Source organism: Aliiroseovarius sp. F47248L (genome assembly GCF_023016085.1).
Classification (GTDB): Bacteria; Pseudomonadota; Alphaproteobacteria; order Rhodobacterales; family Rhodobacteraceae; genus Aliiroseovarius.
Map to the genome: position 1 here is coordinate 1737612 of NZ_JALKBF010000001.1, position 20299 is coordinate 1757910.

Below are 20299 nucleotides of genomic sequence, written 5' to 3' on the forward strand. Positions count from 1 at the left end.
AATTTCTATGAGGAGAATATGTATGCTGCAGTGCAGAAAATCAAGCTTTTTCTGCACTGCAGCATAAAACAATAATAAGTTGTTGAAAATCAGGTAATTGGTTTCGCAACAACATAGGTACCAGGCGCTGGGGCAAGTGGTTTGTGCGACGAATCGCCGACCTCGCGTGCCTCTATCTGCTTACCTGACCGCCTAGAAAGCCACTCATCCCAACGCCCCCACCAAGATCCTTCATTGAAGGTTGCCCCCTCCATCCAGTCATCCGAAGCCGCAGGCCAGTCTTCGTTGGTATAGTGGCCATATTTCTTTTTCGACGGCGGGTTCACGATCCCCGCGATATGTCCGCTTTGCGACACAATGAAGGTCTTGTCCTTCGACCCCATCTGCCGAATGCCGTCATAGGATGACTTCCACGCGGCAATGTGATCTGTCTCGCAAGCAATGGCGCAAAGCGGCACGTCCACATCTGAAATCGAAAGATGCTCGTCCAGCAATTCGAAATCACCCTTCGCAAAGCGATTGTCTTGACACAGGCCGCGCAGATACTCGACGGTCATCTTGGCGGGCAGGTTTGTGCTGTCCCCGTTCCAATACAGAAGATCGAAGGCAGGGGGCGTCTTGCCCAGCATGTAGCTGTTGATTGCAGGGCCATAGATCAGGTCATTGGGCCTTAGAAAAGAGAAGGTTCGCGACATGAAAAAACTGTCCAGATAGCCGCGTTCAGCCACTTCTTCTTCGATCCCGGTAACAAAATCGTCGTCCAGAAAGACACCGACTTCACCCTGATCTGAAAAATCAGTCAGCGTAGTGAAGAATGTCGCTGAATTGACAGACTTGTCTCCGCGTTTTTTCATCAAAGACAAGGTCAGAGACAGTGTGGTGCCGGCAATGCAATAGCCGACCACATTGACCTTCTTCTGTTTGGTGATGGCTTTCGCCTCGCGCATTGCGGCCAGATATCCGTCTTCAATATAATCGCCCAGCCCCACTTCTGCATAGGACGCGTCCGGGTTCACCCAGCTGACAACAAACAGCGTGTAACCCTGATCGACGATCCATTTGATCAGGCTGTTCTGTTCCTTCAGGTCCATGATGTAAAATTTGTTGATCCAAGGCGGGAAGATGATCAACGGCGTCGCATGCACCTTTTCGGTTGTTGGTGTATACTGAATCAGCTCCAACATCCGGTTGCGATACACCACCTGCCCCGGCGTTGTTGCGATATTCTTACCAACCTCGAACGCACTGTCATCCACCAGCTTGACCAAAAGTTCACCATCGTTGGCCTCAAGATCCGCGACAAGGTTTTCCAATCCTTTCACCAGCGACTGCCCGTTTGTTTCAACAGCGCGCTCCATGGCGTCCGGGTTTGTTGCCAGAAAATTGGTCGGGCTCATCATGTCTATGATCTGCTGAGTGAAGAACTCCATCCGTTTGGTATCTTCGGGATCCAGCCCTTCGACGTCCTTCAGCGCTTCTTCGATAGTTTGCGAACTGATCAGATACTGCTGTTTGACATAGTTATAGTAAGGATGAGAATCCCACAGCGGGTTTGAAAACCGTCGATCCTTTGGACCCGAATCCTCAGGTGCCTTAAACTCGCCAGCGGCCAAAGCCGCTTGTGCTTCCATCGCATGTTCCAGCGTTTTGCCCCAATAGGCCACCTGATGCTCAAACATCTTTGATGGGTTCGCCATCATGTCCGCCCAGATAGTCCCGGCGGCTTTTACATAGAATTCCTGCCCCGGCGCCTGCAGGCTGGGCCGCACGGGTTTTCTGTGCGCCATGATGTTGGCAAGGCGTTTTGACAGTTCCTCGATGCGGGCGAGGTTGTTGTTCAGTTCACTCAGTTCCTGGCCTTTGTCTACTTGGTCAGTTGTCATGAAACAATTTCCCCCCTATGGTTTCTGCAAGTGCAGCATCGTAAAAACTGCATATGAAACCAACTATGCGAATGCAGCGCGTAAAAATCAAAGGCTAATATCAAATGCGGTACATGGCGACTTACGATCTGATGGAGACGATCCGTAATACGAATCAGTGGTTAGGCGCAACAGCCGCAGCCATGGGGTCGTATCCCGCAACCGCCTTGATTCCGAACCCGTTCTTTCAGATGTTATCTGCATGGGGCGAAGTGACCGAACGTAGCTTTGATCGGATGGTCACAAAACCCGACTGGGGCATCCTGAGCGTCGTTGGCGAAGATGGTCGCGACCACGTAGTGCAAGTTGAGAAGCTGGTCGAGCGGCCGTTTGGCGACTTGATCCAGTTCAAAGTCACCGGGCGCCGCGAGAAAAAACGCCGCATTATGCTGGTGGCCCCCATGTCCGGCCACTATGCAACGCTTTTGCGATCGACCGTTGCCAGCCTTCTTCCCGATGCGGAAGTTTACATCACTGATTGGCACAATGCTCGGGATATTCCCGTCAGTGCCGGCAAATTCGATATTGAGGACTATACCCTCTATCTGGTCGATTTCATGCGCCACCTTGGCCCTGACATCAACGTTGTTGCCGTGTGCCAGCCCGCCCCCCTAACGCTTGCAGCGACCGCTTATCTGGCCGAGTTGGATCCCGAAGCACAGCCGCAAACGCTGACCCTGATCGGTGGTCCGATTGACCCGGACGCTGCAGCCACGGATGTGACCGATTTCGGACGTCGTGTGACCATGGGACAGCTGGAAGAAACCGCAATACAACGCGTGGGCTTCAAGTACAAAGGGGCTGGTCGGATGGTTTATCCCGGTCTGCTGCAACTGGCAGGCTTCATGTCGATGAATGGTGAAAAGCATTCGAAAGCATTTTCGAACCAGATCATGCGAGTGGCCAAGGGCGAAGCATCAGAACGTGACAAGCACAACCGCTTCTATGACGAATACCTTGCCGTCATGGATATGACCGCAGAGTTTTACCTGAGCACTGTTAAACGTGTCTTTAAGAACAGCGAAATTGCCAAGAACGCATTTGTCGTTGATGGGCACACAGTGAATATCGGTGCGATCACCGACGTCGCAGTCAAAACAGTCGAAGGCACCAAGGACGACATCACAGCCCCTGGCCAGTGCATCGCGGCCCTGAACCTGCTGACCGGTCTGTCCGCAGACAAAAAAGCCAGCCATGTCGAAGACGGCGCAGGCCATTACGGTATCTTTGCGGGCAAAAGCTGGCGCAACAATATTCGCCCGCTGGTTCTGAACTTCATCGACCAAAATGACGGGCGACACGCCGTGCAGGCTGCCAAGAAACGAGCTAAGAAAGCGGCTGCAAAGCCGGCGGGGCTGAAGGTTGTGAAATCCGCCGGGAAATAGGTTGCACACCCTAAATATGACGCAGGCGCACACATGGGTTCGCACCCCTGTCCAGATGTGTCATTGGGCGATGTATGCTATCCTAAGCATTGAGACGACAAACAGTCACAGCCCTTGCAGATGTCGGTGTGGGCGGCCCGTGATATTTTCTTAGTTCAGCAATCCGAATAGCCGTCACCATCTGCCGGATCAATCCGCAGATGGGTGACGCCACCACGAGTGCCACAGATCTGGATAAGCCAGGTCTGGTCATAGCCTTGCCACCCCCGTCCGAGCAATTCCTGAAGGTATCGGTCCACTCCCCCAGCGCGCACCAAATCAGGGATCTTGGCGCGCATCGCCCGATCACCGAAAAAAGGATCTGTTTCATCCCCCGGGTGCCGAAGGCCAAAGCGATGAAAGTTTGCACGATCCTGCTGAATTACTGCACCTACGTCCTTAAGCGGTGCACCGCGTGAGTTATAGAAATCTTCTTTACCGATGGTGGTGTAGTAAGAAGCAAGATTGGGACCAGCAAAGGCGGTCTGGGTCATCACAAAAGCAAGGGCTGGCAGGATATATCGCAACCTAAACATGAACAAACTCCTATGGGTAAATGTAGGAAGCTTAGCGCAATCTCGTTTTTCACAAAACCTGGTGCTGAGGTTAGCTAAATCCCGTGGTATCGCGTTCCGTTGAACGCTTCATAAAACGAACGGCTATCCGGCTTGTTCTGAGTTCATGACAGCGAACGCCCTGTATATGAGCGTGCTTCGGTTCGGTCACGATCATCAACAAATCCGATGGGGTCCCGGGTCGAAAGTGCCTTGCCTATTTGAGTTTATCAGCGCAGCTCAAGCGGCATATCGAGCCATGCCCGCATTCCGATATTGACCTGTTGCGGCACTTCGACGGTTGGCAAATGCCCAGCTTCGGGCAAGATCACCAGTTCTGCCCCCGGAATAAGGGCCGCCATGGTTTCATGTCGTTTGGGTGGGGTCAGCCCATCATGTGCGCCACACATCACCATGGTGGGCACTTTCAACCGTTGCAGACTGCGCTGTGCATCGGGGCGACGCTGAAGAGCGCGTGACTGGCGGACGAACATCTCGCCTCCTTGTCGATGAGCCATGTCCTGCACCAAAGCAACGACTGCATCTCGTCCGGGGCCTGGGGCCAGATGGTCGGGAGATAGCGATTCTGCCATCGCTTCATCCAGCCGTCCGGCGCTGGCGCGCACGATCTGCGGCTCGCGCCATGCAGCTTGGGCGGGTGTATCGGGCAACGGCGTGGTTGACATCAAAGCCAAACGCGACACCCGTTCCGGCGCACGTCGGGCAATTTCCATAGCGACGATGCCGCCCATGCTCAGCCCTGCCAGCGCAAAACGCGGTGGCAACTGATCCAAAATAATGCCTGCCATATCGCGGATCGTATCCCCGTGAACCGGAGGGGCAACAACAACGATATGATCTTGCGACAAGTCGTCGATCTGGGGGCCAAAGACCCGCGCATCACACATCATTCCGGGGATCAGAACCACTGGTTCATGCATATTTCACTCGCTTGTCTGTCATGCCTCGAACGGACTTTGGCGCGCCTGTTTGAATTGCGCAAGCTGCTAACACCTGGTGCGATGAAACGCGCAGATGCTAGCAGCGCGCCAGCACCACTTTGATCATTTTCTGAATAGTGCGCAGGCATTCTTCGTCCGAGAACCGATGATCAGCCCCCTTTACAAGCGTCAGCCGGATGTCTTTTCCGTCGACGTGTTCCAGCAGCTTGACGGCCTGTGCGGTCGGCACGGCGGTATCCTCGGTCCCCTGCAGAAATCGCACAGGCATATCGAGCTTCAGTGGACTGCGCAGAACCAGATGGTCGCGCCCATCATCAATCAGACGTTCGGTGATGATGTAGTCCTCGTCATACTCCGATGGTAGCGTCACGTAGCCATTATGCTCCAGTTCCGCCTTCTGATCGTCGCTGAACCCGGCCCAATAGCCATCTTCGGTGAAGTCAGGGGCAGCCGCGATTGTAACAAGACCCACCACCCGGCCCGGTCGCGCGCGCGCCAGCAAAAGCGACTGCCAGCCGCCCATTGAACTGCCGACCACCAGCACGGGGCCATCAACCAATTGGTCCACAATCGCCAGTGTGTCCTCGTGCCAATCACCAATTGAGCCATCGGTAAACTTCCCCGAGCTTTGCCCGTGGCCCGAATAATCAAACCGCAGAAACGCCCGCCCTTCGGCTTTGGCCCAAGCCTCAAGCGCGACCGCTTTCGTGCCCTCCATGTCCGATTTCAGCCCGGAAAGAAACAGGATCGTCGGCCCCTGCCCGTCTGTTTTCACATAGGCGATGCGACGGCCATTTGCGGTTTCAAGATACTGTGTCTTGGGCATGTTTTTCCCCGTTTGCTGTGTCGGCCAAACAATACCGGGCACGAAACGCTCTGCAATCCCCAACTTTTTCCGCAAGCCGTTGACAGAGGCGCACGCAAGGTTCAAAACGCGCCCACACATAACCCGCAACCGGGCGTTCCGTGGGCGCCAAAACGACGAGGAGAAGGCCATGAGCCAGATTTCCCTTACATTTCCTGACGGCAATTCGCGTGATTTCGATGCAGGTGTGACCCCTGCCGAGGTCGCGGCCAGTATCTCAAACTCGTTGGCCAAAAAGGCAATTTCCGCCACAATAGACGGTGCCCATTGGGATATGCAGTGGCCGATCAATGAAAATGCGTCGATCTCGCTTCACACGATGAAAGATGATGCACAAGCGCTGGAGTTGATACGCCACGACTTCGCTCATGTGATGGCGCGCGCGGTGCAGGAGATCTGGCCTGACGTGAAAGTCACCATCGGCCCGGTGATCGAAAACGGCTGGTACTACGACTTTGATCGTGAACAACCGTTTACGCCAGAAGACCTCGGCCAGATCGAAGCGAAGATGAAAGAGATCATCAACAAGCGCGAGCCGGTCACCACCGAGATTTGGGAACGTGACCGCGCGATCAAATTCTATGAGGCTAACAACGAGCCCTATAAGGTCGAACTGATCGATGCCATTCCCGGCAATGAACCGCTGCGCATGTATTGGCACGGCCATTGGCAAGACCTTTGCCGCGGGCCGCACCTGCAACACACCGGCCAATTGCCCGCCGACGCCTTCAAGCTGATGAGCATCGCCGGGGCCTATTGGCGTGGAGATTCAGACCGCGCCATGCTTCAACGTATCTATGGTGTGGCTTTCCAGAACAAAGAAGGCTTGAAGAAACACCTGCACATGCTGGAAGAAGCCGCCAAGCGCGACCACCGCAAGCTGGGCCGCGAGATGGACCTGTTCCACATGCAGGAAGAAGCCCCCGGCCAGATCTTTTGGCACCCGAACGGCTGGACGATCTATACCGAGCTTCAGGATTACATGCGCCGCCAGCAAAAGCGCGGCGGCTATGTCGAAGTGAACACGCCGCAGGTCGTGGATCGCAAACTGTGGGAAGCGTCCGGGCACTGGGAAAAGTATCAGGAACACATGTTCATCGTCGAAGTTGACGAAGAACACGCGCGCGAGAAATCCGTGAACGCCCTGAAGCCGATGAACTGCCCGTGCCACGTTCAGATTTATAATCAGGGTTTGAAATCCTATCGCGACCTGCCATTGCGCATGGCCGAGTTTGGGTCGTGCAACCGCTATGAGCCTTCGGGCGCCCTGCACGGCATCATGCGGGTGCGCGGGTTCACACAGGATGATGGGCACATCTTCTGCCGCGAAGACCAGATCGAAAGCGAAACGGCCGAATTTATTTCGTTCCTGTCTAGGATCTACAAAGATCTCGGGTTCGAAAGTTTCTCGGTCAAATTCTCGGATCGGCCAGAGAAGCGTGCCGGATCGGACGAAGTTTGGGACAAAGCCGAGACCGCCTTGCTGGCTGCCACCCGCGCCGCTGGTATCGAACCGGAACTCAATCCTGGAGAAGGCGCGTTCTATGGTCCAAAGCTGGAATTCGTTCTGACCGATGCAATCGGGCGGGATTGGCAATGCGGCACCCATCAGGTGGATTTTGTTCTGCCCGAGCGTCTGGACGCAAATTACATCGGCGAAGATGGGGCAAAGCACCGACCTGTCATGCTGCACCGAGCAACGCTTGGTTCGTTCGAGCGGTTCATCGGCATTCTGATCGAAAGCCACGCAGGCAAGCTGCCTTTCTGGGTCGCACCACGTCAGGTGGTTGTCGCCTCGATCGTGTCAGACGCTGATGACTACGTGCAAAACGTCGTCGCAGCGCTGAAAGCAAAAGGCATCCGCGCCGAGGCTGACATTCGAAACGAAAAGATCAACTACAAGGTCCGTGAACACTCGGTCGGTAAGGTGCCGGTCATTCTGGCCTGCGGCATGAAGGAAGTCGAAGACGGCACCGTTTCAATGCGCCGTTTGGGCGAGAAGCATTCGAAAGTGCTGCCGTTGGACGAGGTTGCTACGACACTGGCGAGCGAAGCCACGCCACCCGACCTAGCCTAAGAAAAACAAACATCAGTCAACCCTCGCCACGAGCGGGGGTTTTCATTCGAAACGCGTTACAGAACATCACATTACCCGTGACGGCCGCATGGGAATGCTGCCCACGTTGTAACAAAAGTCCAGCAGACACCCTTTTCATTGTAATTTTTTACATTGAACCCGACTGCGGAAGACAACTTCTTTCCGGTTTTTGCGCGAACCACAGCCACGAAACCCTTTGAAATAGCGGCGTCATAGACCCAAGTTGCGGTATTTTCTGTTCCGCCAAAGCAATCGGCTGTGTTCACCTTCGCTAACGGATCCGTGATTTACGCTTTCGTGAGTGGAGCGTGCAGCACCCCGCCGCTTACCCTTCTCTCACCGCGATCTAGCGGTAAGAATAAAAACCCGAAAGGAAACTCGATGTCCAACAACATGAAAACCGTCGCCGTTCTCGGCGCTGTCTCTGCCGCAGTTGCTGCGAGTGCTGTGCCTGCCTTTGCTGATGGCGAACAGGAAAAATGCTTCGGCGTAGCATTGGCTGGCCAGAACGATTGCGCCGCGGGTCCCGGCACCACCTGCGCAGGCACCTCGACCGTCGATTATCAGGGCAATGCCTGGAAACTGGTTCCGGCTGGTTCGTGCGAAGCAATGGAAATCACCGACGCTTCGGACGGCATGAACCGCATGGGTTCGCTGGAAGCGTTGGAGCGTGACCTGCCCGCCAGTTAAACTTGGTCGCAAGTCGCTCTGGCCGGAACGCCCGGCCAGAGCACTAACGCACCACAAAAGACGCGATCAGTACCATATGATCCTTCAGGTCGGCATCCGATGGAGATCTCCATGCTTGATATCACCCATGACAACATACTGCCCAAGGGGGCGGGCGTCGGATACAAATCCCAGCATTTTGCAGCACTCATGGATGATCCGGGCACTGTTCGCTGGTTAGAGATACACGCAGAAAACTACATGGGTGATGGTGGTCGGCCTTTGGCGCAGCTGCGTCACCTTGCTGAACGTTTTCCGATCTCGGTGCATGGGGTCGGCCTTTCTATCGGAGGTGAAACCCGCCTGGACCCTGAACATCTGGCGCGTTTGAAGACGTTGACCGACTGGCTAGATCCGGCGATGTTTTCTGAACATCTGGCATGGTCCACTCATGACGGTTCGTTTCTGAATGACCTTCTGCCGCTGCCTTATACAAACACAACCCTCACCCGTATCACGACACATATCAATGAGGTGCAGAATCATCTTGGCCGCAAGATGCTTCTTGAAAACCCGTCCTCTTATCTGGCCTTTGCGGAAAGCACCTGGTCCGAGCCTGACTTCCTGCGCGAGGTCGCCCGGCGCACCGGATGTGGGCTGCTTTTGGACGTGAACAACGTTTTTGTATCCGCCACCAATCTTGAATTTGACCCACGCGCCTATATCGACGCCTATCCGCTTGATCTGGTCGAGGAGTTTCATCTGGCGGGCCATGACGAAGATGCCGATGAGTTGGGGCGCAAGCTGCTGATCGACAGTCACGGCAAGCCGGTCGATGAGCCTGTCTGGACCTTGTTTGACCACGTCATCGCACGCGCCGGTGCACGCCCGGCCCTTGTGGAATGGGACAATGACGTGCCTGAATGGGACGTTCTGGAAGCCGAGGCCGCCCGCGCCACACAACACTTGGCGCCTATGTTGACCAAAGCGGTGTCCGTATGAACAATAGTGTGACCATACCCAAGACTGGCGATGTGACTGTAACCCAAACTGCGTTTCGCCACGCTGTCCTGGATCCAAGACAGGACGTGCCAGAAGGCTTGACGAACCCCGACGGACAACAAGCGTCGAAGCGGTTTTCGGTCTATCGCAACAATGTCGCGCACAGCTTGTCCGAGGCGATGTTGACCGGATTTCCGGTGCTGGCCAAACTTGTCGGGGATGAATTCTTCCGCGAAATGGCGAAGGTTTATCTGCGCATTCACCCACCAGCCTCACCCTTGATGATGCATTACGGTGCAGCCCTACCTGGTTTTCTTGAAAGCTTTCCCGGCACGCTGCACCTTAAGTATCTACCAGATGTCGCCCGGTTAGAACTGGCCCTGCGCCGCGCTTATCACGCCGCAGACGCCCAGCCCATTGATCCAACGGCACTGACCCAGTTGGACCAGCCCACCCTGATGAACGCGCGTCTGAATATGTCACCCGCCTGTGAGGTGCTTTCGACCAAGTGGCCTGCAAAAGCGATATGGGATTTCAACATGAAAGATGGGCCGCAACCGTCCGGTGGTGCAGAAGATATCGTGATCAGTCGCATTGGTTTTGATCCAGTGGCCGAACGATTGCCAGACGGCGGCGCTCCTTTCGTCAGGTCTTTGATCAAAGGACGCAGCTTTGGCACTGCGTTGGGGTTGGCCACCGCTGACACGCCCGATTTCAACCTAACCGAAACGCTAAACGTTCTGATCACAACACACGCCATAACCGGCATCGACAAACCAGACTAACACTTCGGAAGGATACGGCCATGCGCGCCCTGGCAAACCTCTATTTCCCGCCGGTCAATCTGGCCGAGCGGTTAGCCCCGGCCACCCTGCCCACGCTCGCCCGGTTCACGTTCGCAGCGACCTTGCTTGGGTATTTCTGGGCCTCTGCCCTGACCAAGACGGGCGACGGGGTGTTGGGCGTCTTCCAACCTTCGCTTGGGGCCTATGCACAGATCTTTCCCAAAGCGATGGAGGCTGCGTCTTATGATGTTGGTCAGCTCAGCATGTTCCACTGGGCAGTGGTCGTGGCTGGCACCTTGGCCGAGTTCATTCTGCCCCTGCTGATCACCATCGGGTTGCTGACACGTCTGGCCGCTCTTGGCATGATCGGCTTTGTCATCGTGCAAAGCCTGACCGACCTTTATGGCCATGGCGGGATCGAGCAACCCGAAACGCTGGGCGCATGGTTTGACCGCATCCCCGACAGCGTCATTCTGGATCAGAGGCTCTTTTGGATGGTCGTGCTAGTGACACTTGTGCTGAAGGGCCCAGGACCGCTGTCCATCGACAGACTTTTAAAGATCCGCTGACACCCGATCAGTGCGGGTCAGGTTTCACGGCAAACAACGCCAGCAATCCGCCCAGCACGGCCAATGCAATCGGGAACATGGTAAACACGCCATAGCCGAAGGCAAAATACATGCCCGCCGCGGACAACAGCAACAAAACGCCGCCCACTTGCGCAACAGACCGGGCCATGGCCCCTCCGGCCAGCGCCAAAACCGGCGCGATCAAGGCAAACGCACGAATGCGGCCCGGATGGTCCACCTGTTCGGCCAGATCGGGCAATTCGCCCATCCGCGCGATCACCTCGGTATAGCCATAGCCAAAAAACCCAACGATCATGCCCCAAATCCCGGCGATGATCCCCAAAACCAATGCTGCGTTACGCATGCAGATACCTCCTACTTTCCGAACAGATAGGTGTTTATGCGCCGCGCTCCAACCATATGTCTCGTGTTTTTGCGTCCCAACCCAACGTCAACTGGTCGCCGTCTTCGATCACCGGACGCTTCATCAAGGTTGGGTTTTCACGCAGCAACTCAAGGGGATCCCCCGTACGTGCCGCGTCCGACAACCCGCGCCACGTAGTCGAGCGTTTGTTGACCAAGGCATCGCCAAACGCCGCGTGAAACCGCGCCAGATCGCCTGCGTCCACCCCATCGGCGCGCACATCGACATAGTCGAGCGGATACCCCGCCCCCTCAAGCGCCTTCACTGCCTTGCGGCAGGTGTCGCAATTCTTCAATCCCCAAACGCGCATATGCTATTCTGCCCCTTGCCAAACAACGGCGGTCGCTTGCCCCGCCCCGCGCCGTTTATGCCGTGAACCAACGCGAAACGGAAGATCACAAAACCATGCCGACGGATGCACGGCCCAACGAAACTCTTGATTTTTTCTGGCTCTTGTCCAATCTGAAAGGGCGTAAGCAGACCTATCTACCGTCTCGTTTCATGCAGCCGGACGATACCTGACTGTACGAAGAAGGCACCGCACACTGCGGTCGCCCACACCAAGGAGAGACGGAAATGGCCGACAAGCAAACCGGCACCGTAAAATGGTTCAACACCACCAAAGGCTATGGCTTCATCGCCCCCGAAGCGGGCGGCAACGATGTGTTCGTGCATATCTCTGCGGTCGAACGCTCGGGCCTCACGGGCCTCGCTGACAACCAAAAGGTCCGCTATGACCTGCAAGAGGGCCGCGACGGCCGCGCATCCGCCGTGGACCTTGAACTGGTCAGTTGATCGGGTTTGATCACTGGAAATGAGAAGCCCCGCGGAGTGAAAGCTCGGCGGGGTTTTTCTTTTGGGGGCGTTGCTTGGCGCTTCGTTTGCCAAGGGCAGCGCCCGACCCTGGGTGGGTGCTGAAAGCGCCCTCCCGTGGGGAGGGTCGGGCGCTGCCCGTGCGCGGCACGGGCCCATAATGACTAGCCACTCTCCAACCATGATGATTTTATCCGACTAGCCTTTGAGGCCGTCTTTGTGGCGATGTGTTCTGGCACCAGCTTCTCACCCCTTGCGATGATTTCTTCGATTTGTTCTCCGGCATTTTTCAAGTTGCGGGTGTCCAGCGACAACTGAACGCAAGTACCTTCAAATAACCAATCATGATGAACTAGTGCTTTTTTCTTCCGAGTAATTCCTCGGCTGCCACTTATTAACTGAAATAGCCCATGCTCTGCACAAAACTCACTTGTGACATACAGGCCAAAACCCGAATTTCTATAGCTTGGATCCTGATGGGCCCGTTCTGCTTCTGTGGTTCCTGTGACACCCGGTTCTAATGAGCATTCCAGAAGCTCTTGATCGGACTTACCTTCGTAACCAACGCAATCACCAAGCGTTTTGGTTATCCCTACGCCATCGTCAAGAAGCACGATTTCAGCGTTTCCGTTTTTTGGCCAATATTGTCCGAACAGGACCACATTGCTGCCCTCGCTATGCTCCACGGCATTTCTCATAATTTCTCGCAAAGAATAAGATAATGCTACAAAAAGATCGCCAGATCGCTCTTGTGTTAAGATGTGTGTGAGTTCAGACGCCTTTTCTTCGACAATCTCGCCGTAAGGACGATCTCCCGAAGCGATCTTTATTTTGTCGATGGAGATTGATTGGATTGGGATATAGGTATTTGAACCTATCGCTTGGCCAAGCTTGCTTCCACGATCAAAGCCACAGTATCTAAAGAAGCCGATATGATCAGCATATCCGCGAAAATCGGAGCTAGTTGTCCTGCAGTAGAACTTAACATCGCTATTGTTTCGAATTAATTGCTGGATGTGTTTGCCCAAGATCAACATCGGCAATGGCTTTCCGAATTTACAAGCTCGGAAGTCAATTACGCATTCTTCTGCACCATTCAAATCCCTAGTCGGAATCCGAAGATGATGGACGCTAGTAACTGTAGTTAGACTGGGGATTAGGATTTCAACCTCACTCACCCCTTCAACTCCGCCTCAAACTCGCGCCACTCCCCTTTCGACATGCCGGAGTTCTCCTGCGTGACCTCTTCGCCTTTCAGCATGCGGCGCACGCAGTCCATGGCGCGGCCGGACAGGTTGGCGCCGCCCAGGCGGTAGTCCTCGAACGCGCCATAGGCGGCGGGGACCCAATCGGCGACGATGTTGCAGATCGCATCGGCATAGACGCGGATTTCGTATTGGGCGTGGTGGTCGGCGCGCAGGCGCAGGAAGTGGAACAGGTTGTGCAGATCGACTTTCCAGTACCACTGGGTATAGACGTTGGCGGGCAGGTTCATCCGCGCGAGTTCACGCGCCAGCCCCTGTTGGCCTTCGTCCGAGATCATCGCCTCGTAATTGTCATAGCAGCGGTTGCTGTCGGCCTTCAGGATCTCCAGCACGCGGGCGGCTTCCTCGCCTTCCAGCGTCGCCCCCCGGCCCTGGTTGTTCACCACCGATTGCGCGGCGATGTGTTCGGGCGCGGGGATATAGAACTCGCGGTCCAGGATCGAATACCGCGCGGAGTATTCGTTCACATTCGCGGTGCGGTGGCGGATCCACTGGCGGGCGACGAAGACGGGCAGTTTGACGTGCAGCTTGATCTCGCACATCTCGAACGGGGTCGAATGCCAGTGGCGCATCAGATAGCGGATCAGGCCTTCGTCGTTCTGCACCGACTTGGTGCCCTTGCCGTAACTGACCCGCGCGGCCTGACAAATCGCGGCGTCATCGCCCATATAGTCGATGACGCGCACAAACCCGTGGTCCAGCACTTCATGCGCGGTATAGAGGTGTTTTTCCATGCCGGGGCTGACCGCGCGCAGGGTGGATTGCGGGGCGCTGCGTTGTTCTTCGATTTCTTTGATCTGCTCGGGGTTCAGGGGCATGTCGAATCTCTCGTCTCATGGTTGCCCGGCCACTATATATAGATGGGGCGATTGGCAAAACAGCAAGATGACGTGGATGTGGCCTTTCTGCTTTTCAGTGGCGTCTGACCTGCTAGGCTAACGGCAAATCCATCAGATATAGGGAGAGTTCGCCGATGAAAGTCCGATACTTGCACACGATGGTGCGCGTAAAAAACCTTGAGGACAGCATGCGGTTTTATGAGCTTCTGGGGCTTGAGAAAACCCGGCAGATGGATTCGGAGCAGGGGCGGTTTTCGTTGATCTTCATGGCCCCACCGGATCAGCCGGAATGCCCGGTCGAGCTGACCCATAACTGGGACGGCGACGATGGCTTGCCATCCGACAGCCGCCATTTCGGGCATCTGGCATACGAGGTCGAGAATATTTACGAGATGTGCCAGCACCTTATGGACAATGGCGTGACCATCAACCGCCCACCGCGTGACGGGCATATGGCGTTTGTACGCTCACCCGACAACATCTCGATCGAGCTGTTGCAGGCCGGTGACGCGCTGCCCCCTCAAGAGCCATGGGCCAGCATGGAAAACACTGGTCACTGGTGATGCGACAGCGGCGGTTCGGATTCCATCTGGCACTTCTCGTCACGCTTTGGGTCGGAGGGGCTCTGGCGCAGTCCACCACGCCCTGTCGGCAAGCACTGGCGCTTGGGCTGGACGTGTCCGGATCTGTCGATGAGGGCGAATACCGACTGCAACTGGATGGGCTGGCCGCAGCGCTGGAGCAGCCAGAAGTGCTGCGCGCTCTGTTGTCCCAACCCGACCGTCCGATCCAGATCGCCGTTTACGAATGGAGCGGCCCGTCCCATCAACGTCTGTTGCAGGATTGGGTGATGATCACACGTCGCGAAGATGTTGGCGCCGTGTCGGACCGTCTGCGCGGCACGGCGCGCATAAAGGCAGATCCGTCGACCGGGATCGGGGCGGCCATGATCTATGGTCAGCGGCTATTGGCTGGGCGCAAGTGCGAAACGCGGACGTTGGATATTTCCGGGGACGGTCCAGCCAACACCGGACCACGGCCGCAAGATGTGCGGTATCTGTCGGGCTTCAACGGGATCACAATCAACGGACTGGTTATTGGCGCTGGTGATGCCGACACCGATCTTGTGGCATATTACAAGGAACTGGTGATCCACGGCTTTGGTCGGTTTGTCGAACATGCCGATGATTTTACGGATTACGAACACGCCATGGCCCGCAAACTGTTGCGCGAGCTGCAGGGTGTGGTGGTGTCAGACCTGCGATAGCAATATCCAGCCAACCGGGTCAGTAAATGTACCGGATCTGATCCGTCCAGTACCGTTCCACCCGCTTCAACGCGACGTTGATCTCCTCCATCCCCGACGAAGATAGCACGTCACGTGATTGCAACCCGTCTGCGTGACGTTCAAACAACCCAGCAACCGTGTCGCGAATGTTCCGACCTTTTTCCGTCAGTCGCACACGAACGCTGCGGCGATCAATCTCGCATCGCTGGTGGTGCATGTACCCCATTTCGACAAGTTTCTTGAGGTTGTAGGAAACGTTGGATCCTTGGTAATAGCCGCGCGTCTTCAGCTCGCCCGCTGTCACTTCGTTGTCACCGATGTTGAACAACAACAGGGCCTGGACGGCGTTCACTTCCAACACGCCGACCCTTTCAAATTCGTCCTTGATCACGTCCAACAGCAAGCGGTGCAGGCGCTCAACCAACGCCAATGCCTCAAGATACTGATACACAAAGTTCTGATTGTTCGTCTGCCCAATGGGGGAGTGCATACTCATCCGTCTCTCCGACCTAATTACTCAGGTGACTATTCGGAGCGAAATGAGAACATTCAGTTAAATGCGATCAGCAGTTGCAGAAAATTTTCTGAAAATCAGATGATTCAGCGCATCGCTGTACAGGCGATGATGTGTTCGATCAGGTCGGTCAGATGATCCGGCGGTTCTTGTTGCCCGGACACCCACTGATAGAGATCCTGATCGTTTTCGCCCAAAAGCGACTCGTACAGGTCAAGCTCGTCTTCATTCATATGAGCCAGACGGTCAGTGGCATAGCGGTGCAGGATGATATCCATTTCCTTGATACCGCGCCGCATCGATCGCATGCCCAAACGCTTGATCCGCACATCACGTGTTTCCCCCGGACGCGCGCCCGGGGTTTCCTTCAGCTGATCCAAAGACACACCGGTCATACGACGCCACCCTCAAGCCGTTTGCGAAGACGTTTCTCAAGCCGCCCCAATTGATCCGCAGACCGGGACATCTGAGATTTGATGTCACGGATCTCAAGCAACAGATCGCGCACTTCGGGTATATCGTCCAGATTGGCCACCGGCTCGGCAACCCCTTCGCCTTCGCCTGTCAACAACCAGCGCAACGTCACGTTTAGAATGCCCGACAGCATCTGCAACTTGTTTGCGCGTGGTTCGTTCAGATCCTCTTCCCAACCGCGCAAGGTCTTGACCTTGACGCCAAGACGCCGAGCCAGATCATCCTGTGACAGTCCCACAGCCTCGCGCGCGCCGGCCAGTCGGTCGCCAAAAGTTGCCGCCTCTTCCGAGAACCAGTTTTCATCCTGTGCGAAGTCGTCCATTTGCTTTTCCTATTGTTTCAAGCACCACGCTGGGCACCGGGTTCTGGCTTGATTGGTTTCGCGCCTGACCCTAGAAGAACTGGGACCAACTTACAAATCGGGGACACCATGTCTTTCCTTTCTGCGACACTTGATCGCGTAAAACCATCACCGACCATTGCTGTTTCGACACTCGCCGCCGAACTGAAAGCCGCCGGGCGCGACGTGATCGGCCTAGGCGCGGGAGAGCCGGATTTTGATACGCCTCCGAACATAAAGGCGGCGGGCAAGGTTGCGATTGATGCGGGAAAGACGAAATACACCGCGCCTGACGGGATGCCCGAGTTGAAGCAGGCGATATGCGACAAGTTCAAACGCGAGAATGGGTTGAACTATGCACCCAACCAGATCTCGGTCGGCACAGGTGGCAAGCAGATCCTGTACAACGCCCTGATGGCGACCCTGAATCCCGGTGACGAAGTGATCATCCCTGCCCCCTATTGGGTCAGCTATCCCGATATGGTGTTGTTGGCGGGCGGAGAGCCGGTGGTGGTCGAATGCCCGATCGAGACTGGGTTTCGAATGACCCCCGAGCAGTTGGAGGCCGCCATTACGCCCAAGACAAAATGGCTGATCTTCAACTCGCCGTCGAACCCGACGGGCGCGGGATACACGCGTGATCAGCTGAAAGCGCTGACTGATGTGCTGATGCGTCACCCGCATATCTGGGTGATGACAGACGATATGTATGAGCATCTCGCCTATGATGGGTTCGTGTTTTGCACCCCGGCCGAGGTAGAGCCGGGTCTGTATGACCGCACGCTGACCTGCAACGGGGTGTCCAAAGCTTACGCAATGACGGGCTGGCGCATCGGCTATGCCGGCGGTCCGGTCGAGCTGATCTCAGCCATGCGCAAGATCCAGTCGCAATCGACCTCGAACCCCTGTTCGATCAGCCAATGGGCGGCGGTCGAAGCGCTGAGTGGCCCGCAGGACTTCATCGCCGAGAACAACAAAGCCTTCGTGCGCCGTCGAAATCTGGTGGTTGAGATGCTAAACGCCGCCGAAGGGCTTGATTGCCCGGTGCCGGACGGGGCGTTCTATGTCTATCCCTCGATCAAGGGCTGCATCGGGAAGACAACGCCTGCAGGCGTGAAAATCACCGATGACGAGGTGTTCGCCAAAGCTTTGCTGGAAGAAACCGGCGTGGCCGTGGTTTTCGGCGCGGCTTTCGGGCTGTCCCCAAATTTCCGGGTCAGCTATGCGACCTCGGACGAGGCACTGAAAGAAGCCTGCTCGCGCATTCAGGCGTTCTGCAAAGGCCTTCGCTGATGCCCAACTCGCCTGAAGGGAAGATCACGGCCAACCTGCCAAGTCGAAACTTTGACACCACGCTGGCCTTTTACGATGGTCTCGGGTTTCGTCTGGCGTGGCGCAGCGAAGGCTGGATGATCGTTGAGAAGGTTGGAATGAAAGTGGAGTTCTTTCCACACCCCGATCTTGACCCTGAGGAAAGCTGGTTTTCCGCCTGCTTGCGGCTGCCGGATGTTGAACCGCTTCACAACGAATGGAGTCAGCAGGGAATTTCGACCGATACCACTGCGATCCCACGCCTGACCGCCATCACTGAACCCACCGATACCGCGCCGCGCATGTTTTATCTGGTTGATCCCGATGGCAGTCTGTGGCGCGTGATCGAAGACAAGGACATCTGATGAGCATCTCCCTGCCCGACTATTATTTTCGCGTGCGCGAGAATGGCGCTTTCGTCTTTCGTGTGAATACCGAAAACCGCCAGCGCCCGCTGGAATTGGACCAGATCGCCGCTGTGAACATCAAGAATGGCGAGGTCAAACCGCAAGGTGATTACCAACTGACCAAGGCAGACCAAACAGCCATTGACGATTGGATGTCCAGTCGGCGCGCCACATTAGGCGCCCGAGAACTGGATGACATTCTGCGCAGCGTGGATCACCTGAATCTGACGGCGCAATGGGCACAGACGCGCGCCACCCCTGACGAGCTAGATCAGGTGACAGACGCGCTGTTGTTGGCGATGCACGATTTACGCTCGGTGTTGGTGCGCAAGAAGGCCGACCGCATGAAGCATGGTTAGGCCGCCGGTCGCGACGGCTCGGCACTGATCCGGGACGAGCTTTTCCAGAATCGCCAGGACATGAAGATGCCGGCGCAAACCAACCCCATCAGCAGTCCGACCCACACACCCACTGCGCCGAAGCCCAGCGTGATCCCCAGCACATAGGACATTGGCATCCCCACGCCCCAATAGCTGAGCGTGGCGATGATCATCGGCACGCGTGTGTCCTGCACACCGCGCAACAGCCCCATCGCAATGGCCTGCGCCCCATCAGCAAACTGGAACAGAGCCGCCACGACCAACAAGACCGCGCCAAGGGCGACGATCTCGTTTCGACGAACCTCGGCCGGGTTCAGGAAAAGTTTGATCATCGGCTCGGGCGCACCAAAGAAAAGTATAACCGTCAGGCCGCCAAAGACGACCGATGCAAGCGTGACCGCAAGTGCACCACTTCGTAGTCCTTGTTCGTCCTTTCGACCCAGCGCGCGCCCGGCCCGGACTGTGGCTGTGTTGGACAGCCCAAGATGCACCATGAAGAACGTCGCGGTGATTTGCAGAGCGATCCCGTGGGCCGCCAGTTCCAGTGTGCCGATCAATCCGACCACGACGGTCGAGGCTGAGAACATCCCAACTTCGGCAAGGGTCGTCAGTCCGATTGGGATACCGAGTTTCAGAAGGTGGCTTAGCGCCTCCCAATCCGGTTTCCAAAGCCGCCGGAACAAGCTGGCGTCGGTGTTCAGTCGCGCAGCATAGATGACCAGCACCAGACCCGAGGCGATCTGGATCACCACCGAGGCGATGGCGGCCCCGCGCACTCCAAGTTCTGGCGCGCCCCAGTTGCCGAAGATCAGCGCATAGTTGATGACGCCGTTCATGGCGGCCGCCAAAACCGTCGCCCAAAGCACGATACGCGTGCGTTCAAGTGCTGCCAGATAGCTTTTCAGCGCCATCACCAACAAGGCGGGCACCAGACCAAACCCTGCAATGCGCAGATAATCCTGTGCGATCAGACTCAGATCCGGGTCCTGTCCTATGGCACGCAAAATGGGCGCAGACATCCACATCAGCGGCAGTACCAGCAGCGCAAACCCGACAGAGAACCACATCGACATCCGGGCCAAACGACGCACCCGCACATCGTCTTGCGCCTCGGATGCCTCGGCAACCATGGGCATCAAGGCCCAGGCTGGCCCGGACCCCATGATCAGAAACATGAAAAAGAAGGTGCCGGCCAACGTCACGGCGGCCAGTTCCTCGACCCCGTACCAACCCAGCATGATGGTGTCGATGATCTGCACAGCGAACTGCGCAAGATGCGACGCGATCAGCGGAAGGCCCAGAACAAGGACGGCGCGCATGTGCTGTGAAAGGGTGAGGGTCTGCTTCATCACCCAGAACTATGCTGGAACAGAAAGCGGGGCAAGACACCGAAT

The 20299-nt window shown here is 56.2% G+C and carries 24 protein-coding genes; 12 read left to right on the plus strand and 12 right to left on the minus strand.

All coding sequences use genetic code 11. From position 1 onward, the window contains the following. Positions 1–89 precede the first annotated feature (89 nt). Entirely contained in the window at positions 90–1883 is a 1794-nt protein-coding gene (phaC, locus tag MWU51_RS08650) for a class I poly(R)-hydroxyalkanoic acid synthase (RefSeq protein ID WP_247036412.1), read from the minus strand. Between the two features lie 104 nt (positions 1884–1987). On the opposite strand from phaC, the gene phaZ reads away from it, so the two are divergent. Next, positions 1988–3307, plus strand: a complete 1320-nt coding sequence (phaZ, locus tag MWU51_RS08655) for a polyhydroxyalkanoate depolymerase (RefSeq protein WP_247036414.1) — start codon at positions 1988–1990, stop codon at positions 3305–3307. A 155-nt stretch (positions 3308–3462) separates the two neighbouring features. Here the strand turns inward: phaZ and MWU51_RS08660 are convergent, their stop codons facing one another. From MWU51_RS08660 to MWU51_RS08670, 3 genes are all read right to left on the minus strand, one after another. Then, on the minus strand, positions 3463–3882 hold the full coding sequence (locus MWU51_RS08660) for a hypothetical protein (protein ID WP_247036416.1): 420 nt from the start codon (positions 3880–3882) through the stop codon (positions 3463–3465). A gap of 248 nt (positions 3883–4130) precedes the next feature. Then, positions 4131–4841, minus strand: coding sequence for an alpha/beta fold hydrolase (locus MWU51_RS08665; protein ID WP_247036418.1), 711 nt, complete (start codon positions 4839–4841; stop codon positions 4131–4133). Positions 4842–4938: 97 nt separating this feature from the next. Beyond that, positions 4939–5688: an alpha/beta hydrolase gene (locus MWU51_RS08670; RefSeq protein ID WP_247036420.1), complete on the minus strand. Its 750-nt coding sequence runs from the start codon at positions 5686–5688 to the stop codon at positions 4939–4941. A gap of 169 nt (positions 5689–5857) precedes the next feature. Between MWU51_RS08670 and thrS the strand changes: the two genes are divergently transcribed. The 5 genes from thrS (at position 5858) to MWU51_RS08695 (ending at position 10850) form a co-directional block, all read left to right on the plus strand. Next, complete coding sequence (thrS, locus tag MWU51_RS08675) at positions 5858–7804, plus strand: threonine--tRNA ligase (RefSeq protein ID WP_247036422.1); 1947 nt, start codon at positions 5858–5860, stop codon at positions 7802–7804. 402 nt (positions 7805–8206) lie between these two features. Beyond that, positions 8207–8515, plus strand: a complete 309-nt coding sequence (locus tag MWU51_RS08680) for a DUF2282 domain-containing protein (RefSeq protein ID WP_247036424.1) — start codon at positions 8207–8209, stop codon at positions 8513–8515. A gap of 111 nt (positions 8516–8626) precedes the next feature. Continuing rightward, complete coding sequence (locus tag MWU51_RS08685; protein ID WP_247036426.1) at positions 8627–9496, plus strand: DUF692 domain-containing protein; 870 nt, start codon at positions 8627–8629, stop codon at positions 9494–9496. Continuing rightward, positions 9493–10281, plus strand: a complete 789-nt coding sequence (locus MWU51_RS08690; protein WP_247036429.1) for a DNA-binding domain-containing protein — start codon at positions 9493–9495, stop codon at positions 10279–10281. The genes MWU51_RS08685 and MWU51_RS08690 overlap by 4 nt, the downstream gene beginning before the upstream one ends. Before the next feature lie 20 nt (positions 10282–10301). Further along, positions 10302–10850: a DoxX family protein gene (locus MWU51_RS08695; protein ID WP_247036430.1), complete on the plus strand. Its 549-nt coding sequence runs from the start codon at positions 10302–10304 to the stop codon at positions 10848–10850. A gap of 7 nt (positions 10851–10857) precedes the next feature. Here the strand turns inward: MWU51_RS08695 and MWU51_RS08700 are convergent, their stop codons facing one another. Continuing rightward, the gene (locus MWU51_RS08700; protein WP_247036432.1) at positions 10858–11214 is read right to left on the minus strand and encodes a hypothetical protein; all 357 of its coding nucleotides are present in this window, start codon (positions 11212–11214) and stop codon (positions 10858–10860) included. Positions 11215–11248: 34 nt separating this feature from the next. After that, positions 11249–11584 (minus strand): ArsC/Spx/MgsR family protein, encoded by a 336-nt coding sequence (locus tag MWU51_RS08705; protein ID WP_247036434.1) that lies wholly within the window; start codon positions 11582–11584, stop codon positions 11249–11251. Positions 11585–11850: 266 nt separating this feature from the next. Between MWU51_RS08705 and MWU51_RS08710 the strand changes: the two genes are divergently transcribed. Continuing rightward, positions 11851–12069 (plus strand): cold-shock protein, encoded by a 219-nt coding sequence (locus MWU51_RS08710; protein WP_091430669.1) that lies wholly within the window; start codon positions 11851–11853, stop codon positions 12067–12069. Positions 12070–12251: 182 nt separating this feature from the next. Here the strand turns inward: MWU51_RS08710 and MWU51_RS08715 are convergent, their stop codons facing one another. Both MWU51_RS08715 and thyX read right to left on the minus strand, forming a co-directional pair. Next, a complete protein-coding gene (locus MWU51_RS08715) occupies positions 12252–13130 on the minus strand; it encodes an ATP-binding protein (protein WP_247036436.1) in 879 nt (292 codons plus the stop codon). A gap of 131 nt (positions 13131–13261) precedes the next feature. Further along, a complete protein-coding gene (gene thyX / locus MWU51_RS08720) occupies positions 13262–14170 on the minus strand; it encodes an FAD-dependent thymidylate synthase (protein WP_247036437.1) in 909 nt (302 codons plus the stop codon). Positions 14171–14325: 155 nt separating this feature from the next. Here thyX and MWU51_RS08725 point away from each other — a divergent pair, with 155 nt between their 5' ends. Then, complete coding sequence (locus tag MWU51_RS08725; RefSeq protein ID WP_247036438.1) at positions 14326–14754, plus strand: VOC family protein; 429 nt, start codon at positions 14326–14328, stop codon at positions 14752–14754. Continuing rightward, on the plus strand, positions 14721–15458 hold the full coding sequence (locus MWU51_RS08730) for a DUF1194 domain-containing protein (protein WP_247036439.1): 738 nt from the start codon (positions 14721–14723) through the stop codon (positions 15456–15458). The genes MWU51_RS08725 and MWU51_RS08730 overlap by 34 nt, the downstream gene beginning before the upstream one ends. A 19-nt stretch (positions 15459–15477) precedes the next feature. Here MWU51_RS08730 and MWU51_RS08735 read toward each other — a convergent pair whose 3' ends face one another. The 3 genes from MWU51_RS08735 to MWU51_RS08745 all read right to left on the minus strand — a co-directional run bounded on the left by MWU51_RS08735 (position 15478) and on the right by MWU51_RS08745 (position 16789). After that, positions 15478–15975 carry a MarR family transcriptional regulator gene (locus MWU51_RS08735; protein ID WP_247036440.1) on the minus strand — a complete coding sequence of 166 codons (498 nt, stop codon included), beginning with the start codon at positions 15973–15975 and terminating at the stop codon, positions 15478–15480. A gap of 104 nt (positions 15976–16079) precedes the next feature. Continuing rightward, positions 16080–16388, minus strand: coding sequence for a succinate dehydrogenase assembly factor 2 (locus MWU51_RS08740; RefSeq protein ID WP_247036441.1), 309 nt, complete (start codon positions 16386–16388; stop codon positions 16080–16082). Continuing rightward, positions 16385–16789, minus strand: a complete 405-nt coding sequence (locus tag MWU51_RS08745; protein WP_247036442.1) for a helix-turn-helix transcriptional regulator — start codon at positions 16787–16789, stop codon at positions 16385–16387. Before MWU51_RS08745 ends, MWU51_RS08740 begins: the two co-directional genes overlap by 4 nt. A 108-nt stretch (positions 16790–16897) precedes the next feature. On the opposite strand from MWU51_RS08745, the gene MWU51_RS08750 reads away from it, so the two are divergent. From MWU51_RS08750 to MWU51_RS08760, 3 genes are read left to right on the plus strand one after another with little or no spacing between them, the layout of a single operon-like run. Then, on the plus strand, positions 16898–18100 hold the full coding sequence (locus MWU51_RS08750; RefSeq protein WP_247036444.1) for a pyridoxal phosphate-dependent aminotransferase: 1203 nt from the start codon (positions 16898–16900) through the stop codon (positions 18098–18100). Then, positions 18100–18483, plus strand: coding sequence for a bleomycin resistance protein (locus MWU51_RS08755; protein WP_247036446.1), 384 nt, complete (start codon positions 18100–18102; stop codon positions 18481–18483). Before MWU51_RS08750 ends, MWU51_RS08755 begins: the two co-directional genes overlap by 1 nt. Further along, positions 18483–18884 (plus strand): hypothetical protein, encoded by a 402-nt coding sequence (locus MWU51_RS08760; RefSeq protein ID WP_247036448.1) that lies wholly within the window; start codon positions 18483–18485, stop codon positions 18882–18884. The genes MWU51_RS08755 and MWU51_RS08760 overlap by 1 nt, the downstream gene beginning before the upstream one ends. On the opposite strand, the gene MWU51_RS08765 is transcribed toward MWU51_RS08760, so the two are convergent. Further along, positions 18881–20254 carry an MATE family efflux transporter gene (locus tag MWU51_RS08765; RefSeq protein ID WP_247036456.1) on the minus strand — a complete coding sequence of 458 codons (1374 nt, stop codon included), beginning with the start codon at positions 20252–20254 and terminating at the stop codon, positions 18881–18883. The genes MWU51_RS08760 and MWU51_RS08765 overlap by 4 nt on opposite strands. Positions 20255–20299: the final 45 nt, after the last annotated feature.

Excerpts from the sequence above, each read along its gene's own strand:
- phaC (WP_247036412.1), bottom strand. The coding sequence starts at position 1,883 with ATGACAACTGACCAAGTAGACAAAGGCCAGGAACTGAGTGAACTGAAC.
- phaZ (WP_247036414.1), top strand. The coding sequence starts at position 1,988 with ATGCGGTACATGGCGACTTACGATCTGATGGAGACGATCCGTAATACG.
- MWU51_RS08660 (WP_247036416.1), bottom strand. The coding sequence starts at position 3,882 with ATGTTTAGGTTGCGATATATCCTGCCAGCCCTTGCTTTTGTGATGACC.
- MWU51_RS08665 (WP_247036418.1), bottom strand. The coding sequence starts at position 4,841 with ATGCATGAACCAGTGGTTCTGATCCCCGGAATGATGTGTGATGCGCGG.
- MWU51_RS08670 (WP_247036420.1), bottom strand. The coding sequence starts at position 5,688 with ATGCCCAAGACACAGTATCTTGAAACCGCAAATGGCCGTCGCATCGCC.
- thrS (WP_247036422.1), top strand. The coding sequence starts at position 5,858 with ATGAGCCAGATTTCCCTTACATTTCCTGACGGCAATTCGCGTGATTTC.
- MWU51_RS08680 (WP_247036424.1), top strand. The coding sequence starts at position 8,207 with ATGTCCAACAACATGAAAACCGTCGCCGTTCTCGGCGCTGTCTCTGCC.
- MWU51_RS08685 (WP_247036426.1), top strand. The coding sequence starts at position 8,627 with ATGCTTGATATCACCCATGACAACATACTGCCCAAGGGGGCGGGCGTC.
- MWU51_RS08690 (WP_247036429.1), top strand. The coding sequence starts at position 9,493 with ATGAACAATAGTGTGACCATACCCAAGACTGGCGATGTGACTGTAACC.
- MWU51_RS08695 (WP_247036430.1), top strand. The coding sequence starts at position 10,302 with ATGCGCGCCCTGGCAAACCTCTATTTCCCGCCGGTCAATCTGGCCGAG.
- MWU51_RS08700 (WP_247036432.1), bottom strand. The coding sequence starts at position 11,214 with ATGCGTAACGCAGCATTGGTTTTGGGGATCATCGCCGGGATTTGGGGC.
- MWU51_RS08705 (WP_247036434.1), bottom strand. The coding sequence starts at position 11,584 with ATGCGCGTTTGGGGATTGAAGAATTGCGACACCTGCCGCAAGGCAGTG.
- MWU51_RS08710 (WP_091430669.1), top strand. The coding sequence starts at position 11,851 with ATGGCCGACAAGCAAACCGGCACCGTAAAATGGTTCAACACCACCAAA.
- thyX (WP_247036437.1), bottom strand. The coding sequence starts at position 14,170 with ATGCCCCTGAACCCCGAGCAGATCAAAGAAATCGAAGAACAACGCAGC.
- MWU51_RS08725 (WP_247036438.1), top strand. The coding sequence starts at position 14,326 with ATGAAAGTCCGATACTTGCACACGATGGTGCGCGTAAAAAACCTTGAG.
- MWU51_RS08730 (WP_247036439.1), top strand. The coding sequence starts at position 14,721 with ATGGGCCAGCATGGAAAACACTGGTCACTGGTGATGCGACAGCGGCGG.
- MWU51_RS08735 (WP_247036440.1), bottom strand. The coding sequence starts at position 15,975 with ATGAGTATGCACTCCCCCATTGGGCAGACGAACAATCAGAACTTTGTG.
- MWU51_RS08740 (WP_247036441.1), bottom strand. The coding sequence starts at position 16,388 with ATGACCGGTGTGTCTTTGGATCAGCTGAAGGAAACCCCGGGCGCGCGT.
- MWU51_RS08745 (WP_247036442.1), bottom strand. The coding sequence starts at position 16,789 with ATGGACGACTTCGCACAGGATGAAAACTGGTTCTCGGAAGAGGCGGCA.
- MWU51_RS08750 (WP_247036444.1), top strand. The coding sequence starts at position 16,898 with ATGTCTTTCCTTTCTGCGACACTTGATCGCGTAAAACCATCACCGACC.
- MWU51_RS08755 (WP_247036446.1), top strand. The coding sequence starts at position 18,100 with ATGCCCAACTCGCCTGAAGGGAAGATCACGGCCAACCTGCCAAGTCGA.
- MWU51_RS08760 (WP_247036448.1), top strand. The coding sequence starts at position 18,483 with ATGAGCATCTCCCTGCCCGACTATTATTTTCGCGTGCGCGAGAATGGC.
- MWU51_RS08765 (WP_247036456.1), bottom strand. The coding sequence starts at position 20,254 with ATGAAGCAGACCCTCACCCTTTCACAGCACATGCGCGCCGTCCTTGTT.